The 15,068-nt window shown below is 57.6% G+C and carries 18 protein-coding genes and 2 pseudogenes; 9 read left to right on the top strand and 11 right to left on the bottom strand.

What is annotated here, in order from left to right; all coding sequences use genetic code 11:
• The first annotated feature begins 86 nt into the window (after nucleotides 1-86).
• Nucleotides 87-1,535 (top strand): S41 family peptidase, encoded by a 1,449-nt coding sequence (locus tag B9Z48_RS15620; RefSeq protein ID WP_089959709.1) that lies wholly within the window; start codon nucleotides 87-89, stop codon nucleotides 1,533-1,535.
• A 23-nt stretch (nucleotides 1,536-1,558) separates the two neighbouring features.
• On the top strand, nucleotides 1,559-2,314 hold the full coding sequence (locus B9Z48_RS15625) for a molybdopterin-synthase adenylyltransferase MoeB (protein ID WP_089959714.1): 756 nt from the start codon (nucleotides 1,559-1,561) through the stop codon (nucleotides 2,312-2,314).
• A 143-nt stretch (nucleotides 2,315-2,457) separates the two neighbouring features.
• Here B9Z48_RS15625 and B9Z48_RS15630 read toward each other — a convergent pair whose 3' ends face one another.
• Entirely contained in the window at nucleotides 2,458-2,955 is a 498-nt protein-coding gene (locus B9Z48_RS15630) for a thermonuclease family protein (protein ID WP_233261155.1), read from the bottom strand.
• On the bottom strand, nucleotides 2,952-3,476 hold the full coding sequence (locus B9Z48_RS15635; protein ID WP_108379617.1) for a MarR family winged helix-turn-helix transcriptional regulator: 525 nt from the start codon (nucleotides 3,474-3,476) through the stop codon (nucleotides 2,952-2,954). The genes B9Z48_RS15630 and B9Z48_RS15635 overlap by 4 nt, the downstream gene beginning before the upstream one ends.
• 114 nt (nucleotides 3,477-3,590) lie before the next feature.
• Here B9Z48_RS15635 and B9Z48_RS15640 point away from each other — a divergent pair, with 114 nt between their 5' ends.
• Genes B9Z48_RS15640 through B9Z48_RS15655 form a run of 4 tightly spaced genes read left to right on the top strand, consistent with a single transcriptional unit; the run spans nucleotide 3,591 to nucleotide 8,665 of the window.
• Nucleotides 3,591-4,589, top strand: coding sequence for a tripartite tricarboxylate transporter substrate binding protein (locus B9Z48_RS15640; protein ID WP_108379619.1), 999 nt, complete (start codon nucleotides 3,591-3,593; stop codon nucleotides 4,587-4,589).
• A gap of 28 nt (nucleotides 4,590-4,617) precedes the next feature.
• Nucleotides 4,618-5,592: a tripartite tricarboxylate transporter substrate binding protein gene (locus tag B9Z48_RS15645; RefSeq protein WP_108379621.1), complete on the top strand. Its 975-nt coding sequence runs from the start codon at nucleotides 4,618-4,620 to the stop codon at nucleotides 5,590-5,592.
• Between the two features lie 32 nt (nucleotides 5,593-5,624).
• Nucleotides 5,625-6,956, top strand: a complete 1,332-nt coding sequence (locus tag B9Z48_RS15650) for a sulfatase (protein WP_108379623.1) — start codon at nucleotides 5,625-5,627, stop codon at nucleotides 6,954-6,956.
• 23 nt (nucleotides 6,957-6,979) lie between these two features.
• Nucleotides 6,980-8,665: a SulP family inorganic anion transporter gene (locus B9Z48_RS15655; protein ID WP_108379625.1), complete on the top strand. Its 1,686-nt coding sequence runs from the start codon at nucleotides 6,980-6,982 to the stop codon at nucleotides 8,663-8,665.
• Between the two features lie 9 nt (nucleotides 8,666-8,674).
• Here B9Z48_RS15655 and B9Z48_RS15660 read toward each other — a convergent pair whose 3' ends face one another.
• Nucleotides 8,675-9,160 carry a hypothetical protein gene (locus tag B9Z48_RS15660; RefSeq protein ID WP_146186314.1) on the bottom strand — a complete coding sequence of 162 codons (486 nt, stop codon included), beginning with the start codon at nucleotides 9,158-9,160 and terminating at the stop codon, nucleotides 8,675-8,677.
• Here B9Z48_RS15660 and B9Z48_RS15665 point away from each other — a divergent pair.
• Nucleotides 9,135-9,434, top strand: coding sequence for a hypothetical protein (locus tag B9Z48_RS15665; RefSeq protein WP_146186315.1), 300 nt, complete (start codon nucleotides 9,135-9,137; stop codon nucleotides 9,432-9,434). The genes B9Z48_RS15660 and B9Z48_RS15665 overlap by 26 nt on opposite strands.
• A gap of 96 nt (nucleotides 9,435-9,530) precedes the next feature.
• On the opposite strand, the gene B9Z48_RS15670 is transcribed toward B9Z48_RS15665, so the two are convergent.
• From B9Z48_RS15670 to B9Z48_RS15685, 4 genes are all read right to left on the bottom strand, one after another.
• Nucleotides 9,531-10,487 carry a putative transporter gene (locus tag B9Z48_RS15670; protein ID WP_108379631.1) on the bottom strand — a complete coding sequence of 319 codons (957 nt, stop codon included), beginning with the start codon at nucleotides 10,485-10,487 and terminating at the stop codon, nucleotides 9,531-9,533.
• A 12-nt stretch (nucleotides 10,488-10,499) separates the two neighbouring features.
• The gene (locus tag B9Z48_RS15675; RefSeq protein ID WP_108379633.1) at nucleotides 10,500-10,889 is read right to left on the bottom strand and encodes a cupin domain-containing protein; all 390 of its coding nucleotides are present in this window, start codon (nucleotides 10,887-10,889) and stop codon (nucleotides 10,500-10,502) included.
• Between the two features lie 184 nt (nucleotides 10,890-11,073).
• The gene (locus B9Z48_RS15680) at nucleotides 11,074-11,529 is read right to left on the bottom strand and encodes a GNAT family N-acetyltransferase (protein WP_108379635.1); all 456 of its coding nucleotides are present in this window, start codon (nucleotides 11,527-11,529) and stop codon (nucleotides 11,074-11,076) included.
• Entirely contained in the window at nucleotides 11,526-12,008 is a 483-nt protein-coding gene (locus B9Z48_RS15685) for a pyridoxamine 5'-phosphate oxidase family protein (protein ID WP_108379743.1), read from the bottom strand. The genes B9Z48_RS15680 and B9Z48_RS15685 overlap by 4 nt, the downstream gene beginning before the upstream one ends.
• Before the next feature lie 213 nt (nucleotides 12,009-12,221).
• Between B9Z48_RS15685 and B9Z48_RS15690 the strand changes: the two are divergent.
• Both B9Z48_RS15690 and B9Z48_RS15695 read left to right on the top strand, forming a co-directional pair.
• Nucleotides 12,222-12,491, top strand: a pseudogene (locus tag B9Z48_RS15690) (BrnT family toxin); the annotation flags it as partial.
• Nucleotides 12,454-12,792: a BrnA antitoxin family protein gene (locus B9Z48_RS15695; protein WP_089959762.1), complete on the top strand. Its 339-nt coding sequence runs from the start codon at nucleotides 12,454-12,456 to the stop codon at nucleotides 12,790-12,792. The pseudogene B9Z48_RS15690 and the gene B9Z48_RS15695, both read left to right, overlap by 38 nt.
• Before the next feature lie 15 nt (nucleotides 12,793-12,807).
• Here B9Z48_RS15695 and B9Z48_RS15700 read toward each other — a convergent pair whose 3' ends face one another.
• The 4 genes and pseudogenes from B9Z48_RS15700 to B9Z48_RS15715 form a co-directional block, all read right to left on the bottom strand.
• The gene (locus B9Z48_RS15700) at nucleotides 12,808-13,902 is read right to left on the bottom strand and encodes a crosslink repair DNA glycosylase YcaQ family protein (protein WP_108379637.1); all 1,095 of its coding nucleotides are present in this window, start codon (nucleotides 13,900-13,902) and stop codon (nucleotides 12,808-12,810) included.
• 52 nt (nucleotides 13,903-13,954) lie between these two features.
• Nucleotides 13,955-14,167 carry a DUF4287 domain-containing protein gene (locus B9Z48_RS15705; protein ID WP_108379639.1) on the bottom strand — a complete coding sequence of 71 codons (213 nt, stop codon included), beginning with the start codon at nucleotides 14,165-14,167 and terminating at the stop codon, nucleotides 13,955-13,957.
• Between the two features lie 150 nt (nucleotides 14,168-14,317).
• A pseudogene (locus B9Z48_RS15710) lies at nucleotides 14,318-14,518 on the bottom strand (GNAT family N-acetyltransferase); the annotation flags it as partial.
• A gap of 22 nt (nucleotides 14,519-14,540) precedes the next feature.
• Nucleotides 14,541-15,065 carry a GNAT family N-acetyltransferase gene (locus tag B9Z48_RS15715; RefSeq protein ID WP_158273293.1) on the bottom strand — a complete coding sequence of 175 codons (525 nt, stop codon included), beginning with the start codon at nucleotides 15,063-15,065 and terminating at the stop codon, nucleotides 14,541-14,543.
• Nucleotides 15,066-15,068 lie beyond the last annotated feature (3 nt).

A 15,068-nucleotide genomic window follows, 5' to 3' on the forward strand; every position in this document is an offset into this window, starting at 1 on the left:
TTTACATGAAATTACACGCGCTGCCCCACACCTTGGGGCTTGCGGGTGTATATTGATTCGAACTTCATTGGACACCAACTCGCAAAATGGGACACAAACTCAAGATCGTCGGCTTGCTCAGCGTGGGCGCATTGGCCGGTGCATTGACCACCGTGTCATTGCAAACCGTGGCGCGTGGCAACATGGCCCCCTTGCCCTTGGAAGAACTGCAGCAACTGGCCGCAGTGTTTGGCATGGTCAAAAGCGACTATGTCGAGCCGGTGGACGAGAAAAAACTGATCACCGAAGCCATCTCCGGCATGGTGTCCAGTTTGGATCCTCACTCGCAATACTTTGACAAGAAAAGCTTCAAGGAATTTTCTGAAGGCACATCGGGCAAGTTTGTGGGCGTGGGCATCGAAATCAGTCAAGAAGACGGCTTGGTCAAGGTGGTCTCTCCCATTGAAGGTTCCCCTGCTGACCGTGCTGGCCTGAAACCCAACGACTTGATCACCAAGATCGACGATACGGCAGTCAAAGGACTGTCTCTCAACGACGCGGTCAAGCGCATGCGTGGTGAACCCAAAACCAAGGTCGTCCTGACCATCTTCCGCAGGAGCGAAAACCGCACTTTTCCGGTGACGATCACACGCGAAGAAATCAAAACGCAATCGGTCAAATCCAAATTGATCGAACCGGGTTACGGCTGGATTCGCGTTTCACAATTTCAAGAGCGAACGGTTGAAGATTTCGCTCGAAAAATTGAAGACATGTACAAGCAAGATCCTCAACTCAAGGGCTTGGTCTTGGACTTGCGCAACGACCCAGGAGGTCTGCTCGACGCTGCAGTGGCACTGTCTGCTGCCTTCTTGCCGGACAATGTCACGGTGGTGACCACCAATGGTCAATTGGATGAGAGCAAATTCACCTACAAGGCGTCGCCACAGTTTTGGCGGCGCAACAGCAGCAACGACCCCATCACACGCATGACGCAAGCCACAGGTGGGGCCTTGAAAAAAATCCCCTTGGTGGTCCTGGTCAACGAAGGCTCTGCCTCAGCCAGTGAAATCGTCGCAGGGGCGCTACAAGACTACAAGCGTGCCACCCTCATGGGCAGCCAGACCTTTGGCAAAGGTTCTGTTCAGACCGTGCGTCAACTCGGCCCGGACACTGCTTTGAAAATCACCACGGCCCGTTACTACACACCGAACGGGCGTGCCATCCAGGCCAAGGGCATCGTGCCTGAAATCATGCTCGACGAGACTGAGAACGGCAATGTTTTTGCGGCCTTGCGCACACGGGAAGCGGATCTCCAAAAACACCTGAGCAACGGGAAAGAAGCCGAAGAAAAGAAAGACCCTGCACGCGAACAAGCTCGCGAAGAGGCTCTTAAAAAACTTGAAGAAGAAGCCAAAAAACCGGCTTCTGAACGCCGCTTGCCTGAATTCGGGTCGGACAAGGATTTCCAGTTGATTCAAGCCATCAAACAGCTCAAAGGCCAGCCTGTCAAAGCCAGCACCACATTGGCTGAACGCAAAGCTGAGAAAAAAGACTGAGTCTGAATTCACGAAGCCGCCACATGGATGACACCCAGCTGCTGCGTTATTCGCGGCACATTCTGCTCAATGAGTTGGGCATTGACGGACAAGAAAAACTGCTCAAATCCCATGCGCTGGTGATCGGCGCAGGAGGACTCGGCTCCCCCGTCTGCTTGTATTTGGGCAGCGCGGGTGTGCGTGACATCACCGTGGTGGATCACGACACGGTGGATTCCACCAACTTGCAACGGCAAATTGCCCACACCTTGGACCGTGTGGGCCAATACAAAGCCGACTCGGTGCGAACAGCCATTGCACAAATCAACCCCGATGTTCGTGTGACCCCCATCACGCACCGTGCAGACGCCTCCTTGCTGGACACCTTGGTGGCGCAGGCTGATGTGGTGATTGATTGCTGCGATAACTTCGAAACGCGTCAGGCCGTCAACCTGGCCTGCGTGGTCCACCGCAAGCCATTGGTGTCAGGTGCAGCCATCCGGATGGACGGACAAGTGTCTGTGTTCGACAGCACGCAGCCCGATGCCCCTTGCTACGCCTGTATTTTTCCGCCCGCACAACAACCGGAAGAGACGCGTTGCGCCACCATGGGGGTGTTTGCCCCTTTGGTGGGCATCATTGGCACGGTGCAAGCCGCCGAAGCGCTCAAAATCTTGAGTGGCATGGACAGCCACATGGCAGGGCGCTTGCTGATGCTCGACGGCCGCGAGCTGTCTTGGACCGACATTCGCATGCAGCGCAATCTGTCTTGCCCGGTGTGCGCCGCACACCGCAACTGAGCGGCCAAGTTTTGTCATTCACGCTCAGACGTGAATGTCATCAACAACCCTGTCTTCACAAGAGCCGGTCATGGCTCCAAAAATTCCCTATCCATCCGTTATGGCGCTGAATGCGTGCCTGCGGATTGCAACACCACCGCCCATCAAAGGCCATGGCAACTGCCGTGAAACTTTCTGAAAATATGCGGAGACATGGCATCTTCGTTGGCCGCAAACAATCCTCGTTTGTGTTTTTGTGCCTGGCGTTGCAAAGCTGCATACGGACCTTTACCAGAGCTGAACCTGTAGGCCCACGCCATGCCTGAGCGCACCATCTCGGCCCCCAAATCGCGCCCATCCACTGACAGACGTCCGATTTGCCGACCATAACTGTCATGGCTCACCTTCACGACCTGAACTTGTTTGCGCAAGGCCAAGCGGATCATCATGTCTCGGGCTTCAGGCCCTCCGGGCTGACAGGTTTCAGGCGCATCGATGCCATCAATGCGCAATTTGATCGGCTCCTGATGCCCCTCACGCACCAAAACCAAGGTGTCACCATCCATCACCCAACTGACCCACCCCACCCAGGTCTCGCTGGCATGAACAGTCACTGCCCCCAACAAGACCCCAACAAGTGCAAATCGCAGCCATACCTTCATACCACATCCTTGCCACGCTGTCCTTGATGCCGATTGGCCCTGGGCAAATCGGGACTCAACTGTGCCAACAAAGATTCGGCACGGGCCTGCAAACGATCGAGCGCCTCATCGAAATACACGATTTCTTGGCCTGACATTGCGTCAATGATTTGACTGTTGATGGCCTGAATTTGCGGCATCAAGACATCGTAAAGTTGTCGACCAGCGGGGGTCAGCTCAACCAATGCACTGCGCCGGTCATGCGCCGTGATGGAGCGCATGACCAATTGCTTGCGGGTCAACGCCGTCAAGATGCGCGAGGTGCGGGCCCGGTCTCGGTGCATGCGCTCAGCCAAAACCGAGGGGGGTAAACACCCGTTTTCATAAAGATGAGCCACAACGGCCCACTCACGACGTGTGATGCCATAGCCACCTTCACACAAACGAACCACCATCGCACCGGCCACCCCCGATAACCGTCCCAAACGGTACAAAAGCAGGTCATCAATCGACGCCAAGCGCTGGGAGGGAGACAAAGACATCAGGGTTTTCCAAGGGGATGGTTGTTTAGATCAATTGTCGATCGGGGCGTTACATTGTGGATGAACTTGAATTTTCTATAAAAAGACTTTAAAGCCCGTCATCCGGAGACCTTCATGAATACCATCCGCCAACTCATCCTGAGCCGCACCAAGGCATTGACACGCACAAGCTTGGGCTTGACTGCCTTGTGTTTGGCCATGCTTTCACCTCAAATTCATGCCCAAGACAAGCCGCCTCTGAAGATCGTGGTGGGCTTTCCGCCCGGCGGATCGGCCGACATTTTGGCCCGCATGGTGGCCGAAGCGCTGCGCGATGACGTTGGCACCATCGTGGTCGACAACAAACCCGGCGCAGGTGGGCGTATCGCCTTGAATGCCGTGAAAACGGCCAAGCCTGATGGGCAAACCGTGATCATTTTGCCCAGTGGTCCGATGGTGTTGTTTCCACACGTCTACAAAAAACTCGACTATGACGCAGTCAAGGACTTCACACCCATTTCTCAAATCGCCCGCTTTCAGTTTGGCGTGGTGTCTGGCCCTTCCTCGAACGTCAAAAGCGTGGCGGAGATGATCGCCAAAGCCAAAACCGATCCCAATACGGCCAGTTACGGCACGCCTGGTGCGGGCACTCTGCCCCATTTCATGGGGGTTCTGATGGAGCAGTCCGCAGGCATTGGCCTGAACCACATTCCATTTCAAGGAGGTGCCCCGGCCAACAACGCCTTGTTGGGGGGTCACATTGGCTACAAGTTTGATGTCGTCTCCGAAACCGCTGAAATGCATCGCACCGGCAAAGTCAGAATCATTGCCGTGACCGGTAGCCAGCGCGACCCGCAGGTCCCCGAAGTGCCCACACTCAAAGAATCGGGAATCCAAATGGAAGCCACCGCTTGGTTTGCCATGTATGGCCCAGCGGGCCTGAACGGCGATGCGCTCACCCGACTGGAAAAAGCCATGATGAGAGTCGCCCGCGATCCTGCCATGAAAGACAAGATGCTCAAGCTCGGCTATGAGCCCATTGGTTCGAGTTCGGCCGATCTGGCCAAAGCACAAAAAACTGACCTGGCTCGCTGGGAAAAACCCATCAAAGCCACAGGCGTTCAACTCGATTAACCCTCACGAATTACACGGAAATCAGTCCATGACCGCACTCCTTATACGACGCACAGCCTTGTTGGCAGGCCTTTTACTTTCTTTGACAGGCAGCCTTCAAGCCCAAAATGCGCCTTGGCCGAACAAACCTGTACGCTTTATCAACAGTTTTCCACCTGGCGGCCCGTCTGACATCTTGGCACGCGCCGTGGGCGATGTGCTTCAAAAGCAGTTCAATCAACCCTTCACGGTTGAAAACAAACCTGGCGCAGCGGGCAATGTGGGTGCCGACCAAGTGGCCAAATCCAGCGTCGATGGGCACACCTTGCTGTGGGGAATTGACACCACCCACACGATCAACCCGCACATTTACAAAACCATGGCCTTCAAAGAGGCTGACCTCAAACCACTGCTTGTGATTTCCAGTTCAGCCTTGTTGCTGGGTGTTCACCCCAGTTCTGGCATCAAAACGGTGAAAGACTTCATGCAAGTCGCGCGTGAGCGCAGTCTGAACTTCAGCTCTGGGGGCAATGGCTCACCCGGGCACCTCTGGGTCAATATGAGCAATGTGTCCGCCGCAACACGTCTGGTGCATGTGCCCTACCGAGGCAATTCGCCAGCCGTCATGGCGGTGGTATCTGGCGAAGTCGATGGCGGCACATTGGCCACTCCGGGCATGATGCCCCATGTCAAAGGCGGCAAAATCACTGCGCTGGCCGTGACCGGACGTCAGCGCTCGCGCTTGGCCCCTGAGGTGCCCACTGTGGCCGAAGCAGGCTTCAAAGACCTGGAAAGCGAAGTGCTTTACGTGGTCATGGCCCCCGCCAACACACCCGCCCCCTTGATGCAGACCATGGCCAAAGCCATCACAGAGGCCCTGGGACGACCCGAGTTGCAAACCCGCCTGAAGGATCTGGACATGACTTATGAAGGCCTCACGGGCGCGGCCGCCTCTGAACGCCTGAAAAAGCTCTCAGACCACTACGGCCGTGTGATCCGAGCCACGGGCATGAAAGTCGATTGAGTTTGATCTTTCAGTCAAGCGCCAACACACCTATGACCACCCAACGCCCCAACATCATCTTTATCGTCGCCGACGACCTCGGCTTTGCCGATCTCGGCTGCTATGGCGGCCGCGACGCCAAGTTCGGCAAGGTCTCGCCCGTGCTCGACCAGCTCGCTGCAGCGGGTCTCAAGTTCACACAGGGTTATTCCAACTCGCCCGTGTGTTCGCCCACCCGCTTTGCGCTCATGACAGCCCGCTACCAGTACCGCTTGCGCGGCGGGGCCGACGAGCCCATCAACAGCCGCAGCCGTGGCAGCGCCGTGTTGGGCCTGCCGCCCGAACACGCCACGCTGCCCTCGCTGCTCAAGGCCAGTGGCTACCGCACCGCCTTGATCGGCAAATGGCATTTGGGTTACCCGCCTCACTTCAGCCCGCTCAAATCAGGCTACGAGGAGTTCTTTGGCCCCATGTCGGGCGGGGTGGACTACTTCACGCATTGCGCCTCCAGCGGGGCACACGACCTGTTCACGGGCGAAGACGAAACCCCTGAAGACGGTTACTTGACCGACATGCTGTCCAAGCGTGCGGTGGACTATGTTGAACGCATGGCCCCGGGCGCTGAGCAAGGCACCCCCTTCTTTTTGAGCCTGCACTACACCGCGCCGCACTGGCCCTGGGAAACCCGCGAAGACCATGCGCTGGCGCAAGAGGTCAAGGACAACCTGTTCCACCTGCATGGCGGCAACATCCACACCTACCAGCGCATGATCCACCACATGGACGAAGGCATTGGCTGGGTGGTGGACGCTTTGAGAAAAACCGGGCAGCTCGACAACACCCTGATCGTCTTCACCAGCGACAACGGCGGCGAACGCTTTTCGGACAACTGGCCCCTGGTCGGCGGCAAGATGGACCTGACCGAAGGCGGCATCCGCGTGCCGTGGATCGCCCACTGGCCGGCCGTCATCGCACCCGGCGGCACCTCGGCCCAGCACTGCATGACCATGGACTGGTCGGCCACCATGGTCGATCTGGCGGGCACCAAGGCCCAAGACGACTTGCCCTTTGACGGCGTGTCTTTGGCCCCCGTGCTGCGCGATGCAAAGCACCAGTTTGACCGCCCCCTGTACTGGCGCATGAACCACCGGGGCCAGCGCGCCTTGCGCATGGGCGACTACAAATACCTGCGGGTGGATGGCAACGACTACCTGTTCAACATCCCGGCCGACGAACGCGAACGCGCCAACCTGGGCGGTCGCCAAGCCGAGCGCCTGCGAGCCATGCGTGACGCGTGGGAGGCGTGGGACGCCACCGTGCCCGCGATCCCCGAAGACGCCACCGTCAGCCTGGGCTACTCGGTCAAAGACATGCCTCAGCGCTGAAGCCTTGGCGGCTAAGATCGGCCATGGCTGGTATGCAACGATTTTTAACTTTTCGCCAGTGGCCACGCCTGACGGACTCGCTGGCCCGAACCGAGGTCTTGGCCGGTCTGACGGTGGCATTGGTCATGATCCCTCAGGCTGTGGCTTATGCGGGCCTGGCCGGCATGCCCTTGGTCACTGGCCTCTACACCTGCTTGATTCCCGCTTTGCTGGCGGTGCTCTTTGGCAGCGCCAACAGGCTGTCCGTGGGGCCTGCGGCCTTGACCTGTGTGTTGATTGGCGCCTCGCTCACAGGCATGGCCGAACCTGGCTCGCCAGAATGGGTGGCGCTGGCCGTGTGGCTTGCCCTGCTTTCAGGGGCCATTCAACTTCTGCTGGGTCTGGGGCACTACGGCTGGCTCATCAACCTGGTCAGTGCCCCGGTCATGACAGGCTTCACACAGGCGGCCTCATTGCTGATCATGGCCTCACAAGTGCCTGGCTTGCTGGGCGTGAAAGCCTGGAGCTGGGACATCCAAACCTGGCCCATTTGGTTGCTCAGTTGGCCTGCGCTGTTCGGGCTCGGCAGCTTGGTGGTGCTGTTGCTGCTGCGACGATTCAAACCCCGCTGGCCGGGCATCATGATCGTCATGGGCCTGGCCTCGGCCATCGCCTATGCCACCGATTATCAAAACCATGGCGCAGTGGTCGGCCTGCTGCCCTCAGGCTTGCCCGATTTTTATTGGCCGCAATGGCCGGGCCTGGACATGCTCAACCAGCTGTGGGTGCCCGCCTTGGTGATTGCGCTGGTCAGCTTTCTGGAAACCGCCTCCAGCGCCCGAATCGAGTGCCGCCGCGACGGTAAACGCTGGGACGACAGCACCGAACTGTTCAGCCAAGGTTTGGCCAAAATCGCCTCGGCTTTTTCGGGCAGCTTTGCCACCAGCACATCTTTTTCACGCTCGGCCCTCATGCTTTATGCCGGGGCCCGTTCGGGTTGGGCGGTGGTCGCCTCGGTCGGCTTTGTGCTGCTGGCTTTGCTCATCCTCATGCCCGCGCTGCAATACGTGCCGCGCTCGGTCATGTCAGCGGCTGTGATCGTGGCCGTGCTCAATTTGTTTCAACCCCGCCAGTTTTTGAACCTTTGGCGCGTAGGCCGCATCGAGACCATGACGGCTGGCATCACCTTTGCCATGACCTTGTTGACCGCGCCACGCATCTATTGGGGCGTGATGACGGGGGTGTTGGTGGGCCTGAGCCACTTTTTGCACACCCGTCTGCACCCGCGCATCATCGAGGTGGGCTTGCACCCCGACGGCAGCCTGCGCGACCGACATCTGTGGAAATTGCCCCCCTTGGCTCCTCAGCTGTACGCACTGCGCATGGACGCGGAGCTTGACTTTGCTGCGGCCAGTGATTTTGACCGGGCCATCACCGACCACTTGGCACGCCACCCCGATGTGATGCATGTTTGCTTGTTTGCCCAGCCCATCAACCGCATGGATGTGACGGGCGTGGACACCTTTGGGCAGCTGCAGCGCCAACTGGCCAGCAGGGGCATCACACTGCACATCAGCGGTATCAAACTCCCAGTGGAAACCACCTTACGCCGAGCGGGTGAGCTGAAGGAAAGCCCTTACATCAAGCTTTACCGCACCGACGCAGAGACCCTTCAATCACTGGCCCAACTGACGCCTTTGCCCAACGACATTGGGGCAGCAGCCATTTGAGTCTCGCCATCAGCGGGCCACCCACAAAGGCAAGGCGTGGATGTTTTGGGCTTTGCCCATCTTGGGTTGCAATGACTCTCGCTCTGAATCCGCAGAGGCTGAGCCCAAAACCGATACATTGAAAAACTTGAGGTAAGTGGTTTTTTGAGGCCACTCACGGCCCACGAACACCTCCATTTGATCGGGCAATCGCCAAACTGCGTGGTAGGGACCACTTTCTTCGCGCCCTGTCACACGCTGCGGACGTCCAAAACGGCTCTCAATGCGTGTCATCAACTCGCCCACATGCGCATTGTCCGAAAAAGTGGTGAACACATATTCCACCCTCGCCAGCTTTTGCCCATCTCGGGCGTAACTGAACTTCAGCTGAAGCAAGCCAGGCATCAAATTGGAGGCCTCATAAATGTCCTCACTGAAAGCCTCATCCTCGCGTTGAACCGCCAAGCCTTCCCTGCGGATGGCCTGGCGCATGTCCTCGCGCGTGGCCGTGCTCAATCGAACTCCGAACATTTGCAAAGACCCCTCACCCAAGCGAGTGGCTTCGGGCGCGGGTGCCGTGTTCAAGGGCGCTGGCGTCGAAGCCGCAATGCTGGACCGAGCAGCGGGCGCGGAACTGGGGGGCACCGCCGTGGTACCACGCCATCCCGTTTGTGCTGACACCTGCACAGTCAAAGCCAAACTACAACCCCAAAAAACCTTGGGCGTGGCACGCAACAGTCGAAAAACCACGGGCCTGTTCAAAAATGAGCGAGTCGCTGAGCACATGTAAGTCCTGCCATGAAGGTTGAAAACGGACTTGAAGTGTACCCATGCAATCGACAAATGAAAACCAAAGATCACAAATAAACCATTTCAAAGCCTTGTATCAGGCCAGCGCTTTCTCGAACTCCGACAAACGCTTGTAAATAGAGCGCAGCTCGGTGATGTCAGTCCAGCGTTCGATCAGGTAAGAGAAGGCGTCATTGACCTTGCCAAAGGCATTGCTCACTTGCTGGATCACCCCCAAGGTGATCAAACCCGTGAACAGCGATGGCCCCATGAGCAAGAACGGAAAAATCACCATCATCTGGCCGTAAAAATTGCTCCATAAATGAAAGTAGGCGTAATGGTTGAACAGCCGGAAATTGTTCAGCCGCACCCCCATGAACAACTCCAGCACCGTGGGCAAATGCATGCGGCTGCGCTCGTCTTCGGCAAACACCAGGTCCTTGCGCAGCGCAGCCTCGGTCCTCTGGTTGTTGTACTCCAGCCCCGGCAGACGAATGCCCACAAACCACGAAATGACTGTGCCGCCCAGCGCCGTGGCCAACGCCACCCAAAACAGCGAACCCTCAAACTGAAGCCACGCAATCGCCATGCCCGCGGACAAAGCCCACAAAATCGGAATGAACGACACCAGCGTGAGCAGCGCACGCACCAAGCCCAGGCCTAAGTTTTCGGTCTGTCGGGCAAAGCGCATGCAGTCCTCCTGAATGCGCTGCGATGCGCCCTCCACCGTCGCGTCGGTACGTTGCCAGCGAGGCAGGTATGCCTCGGTCAACGCCTGACGCCAACGAAAAGCGAAGTGAGAAGCCAGATACGTCTCCAAGCTGCGCAGCAACATGAACGGAAAGGCAATCCACGCAAACTGCCACATGAATCCCCAGAACTTCTCCAGACCACCGGCTTGTTCTGGCTTTTGCAACAGGTCATAAAACTCGCCATACCAAGCGTTCAGCTTGACGGTTTGCTGCACGGTGATGAACACCAGCGCCACCAAGACCAGCAAACCACCCCAGGCCCACAAGGCCCAGCGGCGTGAGAGAAAAAAACTGCGGAACATGGGCGCTTTCGTTCAGGGGTTGACGCTGTCGACCGTCTCGGTCTTGAAGTCGGCGGGCAGCACCACTTCGAGCAATTCCAGATCTTCACTGTGCCCGAGTTCGCGATGCCGGATACCCGGCGGTTGGTGCACACACGAACCCGCTTCCAGCCGAACGGCACCCTGCCCTTCGTATTCAAACTCGATCCAGCCCTTGAGCACATAGACCAGCTGAAACTCGGTGACATGCAAGTGCGGTTGGCTGGAAAACTCATGCTCCCCTGCGGCACGGATCACACTGGCCGTGACTCGCCCCTGTGTGGCCTGGTTGAGCCCCAAATCACGGTACTCAAAAAACGAGCGCAAACCGCGCTCGAACTGCGCATCTTTGGCGTGTGTCACCACAAAACCTTGCGTTGTCATGGGTCTCTCCTATGAACTTGGTTGAATTGATTTGAACAACCCTGTGCATCCTAAGGCCAAGTGACCCATGGATCACGACCTGGGCAAGTTCTGTTTTTGTCACCCCGGGCGAAGACCCGGGGTCCATCACCCTTTCAGGCATGGCATCGCGTGCTGAGAAACATATTCTCAGATCACCTGACCCTTACGAATTCAAGCTCAAGTGGTAGGCGTGGTACTTTTGATCACGCGCCCAGCCCATGGACTCGTACAAGGCCTGTGCTGGCAAATTTTGCACATCCGTGTTCAAGGACAAGCGCACAGCGCCCAGTTGGCGCGCATGCTCGGCAGCAGCTGTCAACAAAGCTTCGCCCACGCCCAAGCGCCTGGCCGCAGGTGACACGAACAAATCGTTGAGCACAAACACCCGCGCCATCGACACGGAAGAAAAGCTCGGGTACAGCTGCGCAAAGCCCACAGCTTGCCCTTGTGATTCGGCCAACAGCACAACCGATTGCCCATGCTCAAAGCGCGCCTGCAAAAAATGCCGTGCAGCCACGCCATCGCTGGCCTGTCCATAAAACTGGCGATAGCCATCAAACAGGGTGACCACGGCATCGAGGTCGGCCAACACCGCTTGACGGATGGTGATTGAACTCATGGTTTGTCCTTTACTACAGCTTGGACCTTGTAGGCTCGCATGCCCGAGGCCACTTGCGAAGCCTCGGTGGTGTCATGCGGGTAAAAGCGATAACTGGGTGCCAAGATAGCGGTGACGGACTGCACATGAACCACCAACACGCTTTGGATGGTGAAGCGCTGGCCCACCATGGCCAGCAGTGGTTTGGCCCAGGTTGCAAATTCGGCATCCCCTGCACGCACCTCGCGCGCAGTACCCACCAGCTTGAAGCCCTTTTGCACAAACACATCGACAAAACTCAAACACACCTGCGGGTGCTGCGCAATGTTGCGCGCGCTCATGGGCGAAGCGATGTGCGCCACCACCACATGCTGCTCGTCGGCAATGGCCCAGACCTCTTTGGGCGAGACGTTGGGCTGACCCTCGGCGTCCACCGTGGCCAGCCAACACAGCACGCTGCGGCAGGCAGCCTCGCGAATGGGTTCGGTCAAAAGGGTCATGGGCATTCTCGAGGGTAAATAAAGCTCAGCGGCTATCGAAAAGGGTCGGATTTCATCGTATTACCTGATGTAATTATGTTTTAAAAAGTTTTCATTTTTGGAAATGAAACAGATTACCAATGGAGCTCATCGTTCTTTTTTTGCTGCTTGACTTCAATATTGACGTTACTACAATAAAAAACCGCCATGCACCTAATTTAGGACCCAGAAAAACGGCAAAACAATTTGGCCAAGCACGGTTTGGACTTCATTGACGCCGTTGCAGTACTGGACAGTCCGTATCGCCTAGACGTGCAGAGCGTGCGAAACCAAGAGCTGAGAAGCCAATCATTTGCCTACGTGTTTGATGTGCTGGCGGTCTTGTCTGTGGTGCATATCTCGCGTGAAAACCAGATGAGGATCATCAGCTTTAGACCCGCGAGTGAACTAGAAAGGACCGCTTACCATGACTGGCTTGAATACAACTTCGATGACGCTCGCTGAATTGCGTGAGGCCTCTGTGACGGGCAAAAGCAAGACGCAAAAAAAACGAGTCCAGACCGCTACACCCTATGTATGGGATGGTGAAGATGAAGATGATCGACCGCTGACGCACGAAGAAATGCAGGTGGGCATCGAGGCTTACCGGCGTCAACGCGGACGACCCACAGGCAGCGACAAGGAGTCCACCACCATACGGTTTGACCGTGACGTGCTGGCCGCCTTTCGCGCAGGCGGCCCAGGATGGCAAACTCGCATGAACGCTGCGCTGCGCGACTGGCTCAAGATGCACACAGTTGCATGACGCGCTCTTTGGGCATTAAGCTTCTTTCAGCCTCAAGAAAACAGCCATGCGGTGCAGCTCATCGTCCAGGGCCACAGCAAAGGCCTTGCACTTGGGGGCTGCGTTCACGAAGCCCAGGTCAGGCGTCAGCTCACCGGACTTGGCACTGACGTTGGCCCACCCAATGACCTGATCGCGCCAAAGCAAAGGCATGGCGTAGTGACCACGCACCCGCTTGGCAGCAGGGGTGTAGGCCTCAAAGCGGTAGGCCCAGCCCCACAGCTGCTCAAAGCGGCGGCGGTCCCAAACCACCGGGTCAAAAGGTGCCAGCAATCGCACTTGATCCTCCTCACCGTGGCGGCGCGATGAAGGGTTTTCGCCTTCGGGCCAAAACCAGGTCGTGCCGTCCACAATTTGACTGGGCAAACGCAGGCGCGCTCTTTCAAGCATGGCTTGGCGATGCTGTCGCCACTGCGGAACACCACCCGCCAGCAGGCTGACGAGCTGCCCCAGACTGGCTGCAGGCAAAGGGGCGTACTTGGCCACGATCACATCGACCAGCCGGTCCATGATGGCCTCGGGGTCGAGCCCACTCGGTTCATGCGCGCGAACAGCGTACAGGCGCTGACCGCCCTCGCGCCGCACCACGCGCAACAGACCCCGGTAGTGCATGCCATCGAGCAGTTGGGTGCTGGCCTTGCTGTTGCCGCCGAACCAGTTGACCACGCGCCCATGGTCAAAGTGGGCATCCACCTGTGCGGGTCTGACAACGCCCGCCTCGCGCACAAACGCCAACACCTCGTGCGCTTGCTTCATGCGAGCGACGGACCACACGATTCGGGTCGTCCGTGGGTGCATCAGGTGGTGCACATCACGCCGCACAAAACCGTAGTTGACGAAAAAATCTTCCTCGATGGGCAGTTTGGGGTAATGCGCCTCAAGATCCCCGACCCGGTAGCCCGCCACGCGGTGGCGCAGCGTCAGGTCTTGCGCGCGGGCAGGCGCACGCAAGGGGTCAGCCTGCACAAAACCCAGGCGTTGCAATGTCGTGGTCAAGGTTGTGGGCGCGAACAGGCTGCGCCCGACTGCATAGCGGCGAAGCTGATCCAAATTCAAAACGGGGCTAGCCATGGCCGCATCATGCCGCAGACGTACCGTATCCGCAGACGTACCGCATGGACTGTTATTTCTTGGCCGCCACCCAATAAGCCACGATGGCATTGGCGTGCCCGTGGCCCATGCCGTGCTCGGTCTTGAGCCAGGTGACCATTTCCATGTGTTTCATGCCCTCGCACGATGGGAGCAAGTCCAGCCAATGCGCGATCGGCTGACCGTACTTTTTCTCAATGGACGGGAAGTACGAAGCGGGGCCTTTGGGTTTTTCGGGGGTGGTCATAGGGCGGGTGTCCTCGTTCACTTGTGTGCAGCAGCGATTGTCGCCAATCCATCCGACTTCAGCGCCATCTGAGCCGCTTGCTGGAATCGGTTGCTGGCTTTCATCGCATCTGAACTTTCAGGCTTGATCTTTTGCCAAGGCTAGATCCAGCTACATGTGGACTTTGGACTGGTATCTGTTGGCGGTCAAAACGGCCATCGGATCCACCCCAAAAGGCTCAAAACCCAGACTTTGATCAAGCTGCTCTGCCGGGGCATTGCCTTGCGTCACTTCCAGTTGAAGCACGCGAAGACCTTGACGCGTCATGCCATGCTCAACAGCTGCACGCATCAGTTTGCGGGCCAGGCCTTGGCGTTTGTGGCGGTGAGTGGGCTTATGTGCATGGTGGTGTGCGACCGATCAAGACAAGATTTTCATGGCGCTGGTCACCCAGCACAAAATCTGTCGTTCCCTGCTTTGTAAAGCCTTGGCGCATGTAAAAACCGATGGCTTGTGCATTGTGGGCATTGACCGTCAACCAAAGCGGCATGCCTGCCAGATCGAAGGCCCATTTTTCGGCCACAGTCAAAAGCTGCCGCCCCACACCTTGGCCCACAAAATGCGCTTGCACATAAAGTGTCTGAAGCTCCGCCAACGTCGATGCACGGGTCGGACACGGAACGCCCATGTGGAGCACCGCAAAACCGATGAGGTGGGCCCCTCGCTCGGCCACCCAGATGTGGGCCCAAACATCGTTTTGGATGGCCAGGTACTTGTCCGGGGTGAATTCGGACCTCGTGTAGTCGGCTATTTCGGCAGAAATGCCCTCTGTGGCATAGGTGTGAAGCCAAACCTGCGTGGCCAAGACGGCGATGCGGGCAGCATCTTCATGCTGGGCGCTGCGGATGACCGTTTGCATTGG

The sequence above is a fragment of the Limnohabitans sp. WS1 genome (assembly GCF_003063265.1).
Taxonomy (GTDB): Bacteria; Pseudomonadota; Gammaproteobacteria; order Burkholderiales; family Burkholderiaceae_C; genus Limnohabitans_A.

Excerpts from the sequence above, each read along its gene's own strand:
- B9Z48_RS15675 (WP_108379633.1), bottom strand. The coding sequence starts at position 10,889 with ATGACAACGCAAGGTTTTGTGGTGACACACGCCAAAGATGCGCAGTTC.
- B9Z48_RS15700 (WP_108379637.1), bottom strand. The coding sequence starts at position 13,902 with ATGGCTAGCCCCGTTTTGAATTTGGATCAGCTTCGCCGCTATGCAGTC.
- B9Z48_RS15625 (WP_089959714.1), top strand. The coding sequence starts at position 1,559 with ATGGATGACACCCAGCTGCTGCGTTATTCGCGGCACATTCTGCTCAAT.
- B9Z48_RS15715 (WP_158273293.1), bottom strand. The coding sequence starts at position 15,065 with ATGCAAACGGTCATCCGCAGCGCCCAGCATGAAGATGCTGCCCGCATC.
- B9Z48_RS15655 (WP_108379625.1), top strand. The coding sequence starts at position 6,980 with ATGGCTGGTATGCAACGATTTTTAACTTTTCGCCAGTGGCCACGCCTG.
- B9Z48_RS15635 (WP_108379617.1), bottom strand. The coding sequence starts at position 3,476 with ATGTCTTTGTCTCCCTCCCAGCGCTTGGCGTCGATTGATGACCTGCTT.
- B9Z48_RS15695 (WP_089959762.1), top strand. The coding sequence starts at position 12,454 with ATGACTGGCTTGAATACAACTTCGATGACGCTCGCTGAATTGCGTGAG.
- B9Z48_RS15620 (WP_089959709.1), top strand. The coding sequence starts at position 87 with ATGGGACACAAACTCAAGATCGTCGGCTTGCTCAGCGTGGGCGCATTG.
- B9Z48_RS15645 (WP_108379621.1), top strand. The coding sequence starts at position 4,618 with ATGACCGCACTCCTTATACGACGCACAGCCTTGTTGGCAGGCCTTTTA.
- B9Z48_RS15640 (WP_108379619.1), top strand. The coding sequence starts at position 3,591 with ATGAATACCATCCGCCAACTCATCCTGAGCCGCACCAAGGCATTGACA.
- B9Z48_RS15705 (WP_108379639.1), bottom strand. The coding sequence starts at position 14,167 with ATGACCACCCCCGAAAAACCCAAAGGCCCCGCTTCGTACTTCCCGTCC.
- B9Z48_RS15665 (WP_146186315.1), top strand. The coding sequence starts at position 9,135 with ATGTCCTCGCGCGTGGCCGTGCTCAATCGAACTCCGAACATTTGCAAA.
- B9Z48_RS15670 (WP_108379631.1), bottom strand. The coding sequence starts at position 10,487 with ATGTTCCGCAGTTTTTTTCTCTCACGCCGCTGGGCCTTGTGGGCCTGG.
- B9Z48_RS15685 (WP_108379743.1), bottom strand. The coding sequence starts at position 12,008 with ATGACCCTTTTGACCGAACCCATTCGCGAGGCTGCCTGCCGCAGCGTG.
- B9Z48_RS15630 (WP_233261155.1), bottom strand. The coding sequence starts at position 2,955 with ATGAAGGTATGGCTGCGATTTGCACTTGTTGGGGTCTTGTTGGGGGCA.
- B9Z48_RS15680 (WP_108379635.1), bottom strand. The coding sequence starts at position 11,529 with ATGAGTTCAATCACCATCCGTCAAGCGGTGTTGGCCGACCTCGATGCC.
- B9Z48_RS15650 (WP_108379623.1), top strand. The coding sequence starts at position 5,625 with ATGACCACCCAACGCCCCAACATCATCTTTATCGTCGCCGACGACCTC.